We start from the raw sequence: 2,534 nt of genomic DNA, 5'->3' as shown, positions 1-2,534 counted from the left end.
GGGCGATCGCCGGCGGCCGCACCCGCGGCGCGGGCGCCGCGGGCTGGGCGGGCCGGGGCGGGCGGGAGCTGGCCCTTGAGGGGGCCCCACTCGTTGGGGTCGGGGACGCCGGGCGGGAGCATCTGCCGCCGCTTGGGACCGCCGTGGTCGGACTCGCCGGGCTCCTTGGCGCCCGGCCACGCCTTGACGACGCGCGCCGCGAGGACGAAGTCCTTGCGCAGCGGGTGGCCCTCGAAGCCGTCGGGAAGCAGCAGCGGGGCCAGGTTCGGGTGGCCGGTGAAGTCGACGCCGAACATCTCGTGCGTCTCGCGCTCGTGCCAGCCCGCGCCGGCGTACACCCCGACCGCGGTCGGGAGCACGGGCGCGTCGTGCGGCACGGTGGTGCGGACGAGGAGGCGGCGGACGGACGCGTCGGCGGCGGTCGGCAGGGCGACGAGGTGGGCGCAGACGAGGAAGCCGGTGCCGGGTTCGTCGACGGCGCTCAGCCAGTCGAAGAAGGTGCAGCCGAGTTCGTCGCGGGCGGCGGTGAGGGCGGTGAGCCAGGACGCGGCGGGGACGTCGACGGTGAGCAGGCCGTACGCCTCCTCGGCCGTGGCGTCCGCGCCGAAGACGTCGGTGGCGGGCGCGGGCAGCCAGCCGGTCATCGGCCGTCCTCCCCGAGGCCGTTCGCCGGGCCGGCCGCCGGACCGTTCGCCGGGCCGTTCCCGGAGTCCTCCCCGGGCCCGGCCGCCGGCCCGGCCGGCGGCGCCACCGGCGCGCTGCGCAGCTCCGCTACCGACGCCACCGGCGCACCCGGCGCACCCGGCGCCGTACCCACCGGCGCCGAAGCTCCGTACCGCTCCGCCGTCGACTCGGCCGCGATCTTCTCCTGCAGCTTGAGGATGCCCTGGAGCAGCGCCTCCGGCCGGGGCGGGCAGCCGGGGACGTAGACGTCCACCGGGATGATCTGGTCGACGCCCTTGGTGACGGAGTAGGAGTCCCAGTAGGGGCCGCCGCAGTTGGAGCAGGCGCCGAACGAGATGACGTACTTCGGCTCGGGCATCTGCTCGTACAGCCGCTTCACGGCGGGCGCCATCTTGTCCGTCACCGTGCCGGAGACGATCATGAGGTCGGCCTGCCGGGGGCCGGGCGCGAACGGGATGACGCCGAGGCGGATGAAGTCGTGCCGGGCCATGGACGCGGCGATGAACTCGATCGCGCAGCAGGCGAGGCCGAAGTTGAACACCCAGAGGCTGTAGCGGCGCCCCCAGTTGAGGACCACCTTCATGGGCTCGGGGGCCAGCCGGGCCAGCGCGCCCAGGCGGCGGGGCTCGGGCAGGCCGACCGGCTCGGCGCGTGTCACGTCCACTCCAGGACGCCCTTCTTCCATGCGTACAACAGGCCAACGGCGAGGAAGCCGAGGAAGACGAACATCTCGACCAGGGTGGCGGCACCGTAGCCGGGCGCGGCGAAGACCGTCGCCCAGGGGAACAGGAAGACCGAGTCCACCGCGAAGATCACGTACAGGAAGGCGTAGACGTAGTAGCGCACCTGGGTGTGGGCCCAGCCCTCGCCGACGGGGTCGACGCCGCACTCGTACGTCAGCAGCTTCTCCGGCGTCGGCACGACGGGCCGCAGCAGCCGTCCGGCGCCGAACGCCACGGCGACGAAGAGCACGCCGACGACGCCGACCAGGGCGACCAGGCCGTAGCCGTCGAAGTAGGCGGCGGATTCCGCCGCGAGCCGGGCGTCGGCCGTCGCGATGCGCGCGGTTGCCTCCGGCACGTCCGGCCCTCACTCCCTGTGTGCGGCTGTCGTCCGCATTCGACGATCTGTACGCACAGGAGTCTAGGTGCTGCGCGGCGGGGAACGGGCAGCGCTGCCCGGCCAAGGGTGGGGTTCTCCCCACCGGGACGCTCCCGGGGCCCCCATGGCGGGGACCCTCGGGTTCCGGGCAGGCTTGGACCGTGACCGCCCGTACCCCCACCCCGATACCCGCCCGGCCCCGCCCCCGGGTCCCCGACCCTTCCGGGAAGGGGTCCGAGGACGAGCCGCTGCCGCCCGCCCGGCTCGCCTTCGACGCGTGGACCTGGAAAGAGGTCCTCTACCTGCTGACCAACCTGCTGACGGGGCTCGCGGCCTTCACCTACGTGTCGCTGTGGCTGTTCGCGGGCGTGGTGCTGTCGTTCACCGTGGTGGGCCTGCCGCTGCTGGCGGTGGGGCTGATGGGCGTGCGGTACGTGGGGCGGATGGAGCGGAGCCGCGCGCGGGCGCTGCTGGGCGTCCGGATCGACGAACCGAGCCCGCCGCCGCACGCCGGCTCCCGCCGGGGGGCCGTCGGCTGGGTCTGGCGGACCCTGAAGGACACGGTGGCCTGGCGCACCACGCTGTACGCGCTGATCCGGCTGCCGTGGGGGGTGCTCACCTTCGGCGTGACCCTGTGCGCCCTGTTCGTCGCCTGGCCGGTGCTCGGCCACCTCGCGCGGGGCATGGCCACGGTCGACCGGGCGATGGCGCGCGGGCTGCTGTGCCCCTCCGACGAGCTGGAGCGGCGC

At 74.6% G+C, this 2,534-nt stretch carries 3 protein-coding genes and 1 pseudogene; 1 reads left to right on the top strand and 3 read right to left on the bottom strand.

The genetic code is table 11. The annotated features are described in order from the left end of the window. The 3 genes and pseudogenes from JNW98_RS25170 to JNW98_RS25160 form a co-directional block, all read right to left on the bottom strand. A partial coding sequence (locus JNW98_RS25170; RefSeq protein ID WP_504755318.1) for an NADH-quinone oxidoreductase subunit C occupies positions 1–917 on the bottom strand: 917 nt, incomplete at its 3' end. After that, positions 899–1,267 (bottom strand): annotated as a pseudogene (locus JNW98_RS37055) (NADH-quinone oxidoreductase subunit B); the annotation flags it as partial. The pseudogene JNW98_RS37055 and the gene JNW98_RS25170, both read right to left, overlap by 19 nt. Positions 1,268–1,338: 71 nt before the next feature. Next, positions 1,339–1,764, bottom strand: coding sequence for an NADH-quinone oxidoreductase subunit A (locus JNW98_RS25160; protein ID WP_223770578.1), 426 nt, complete (start codon positions 1,762–1,764; stop codon positions 1,339–1,341). A gap of 182 nt (positions 1,765–1,946) precedes the next feature. Between JNW98_RS25160 and JNW98_RS25155 the strand changes: the two genes are divergently transcribed. Then, the coding region (locus tag JNW98_RS25155; protein WP_223770577.1) for a sensor domain-containing protein at positions 1,947–2,534 on the top strand (588 nt) is incomplete at its 3' end.

Source organism: Streptomyces huiliensis (genome assembly GCF_020037025.1).
GTDB classification, from domain to species: Bacteria; Actinomycetota; Actinomycetes; order Streptomycetales; family Streptomycetaceae; genus Streptomyces; species Streptomyces huiliensis.
The sequence above is the reverse complement of the archived record's forward strand: the minus strand, read 5'-3'. Positions and strand labels throughout refer to the sequence as shown.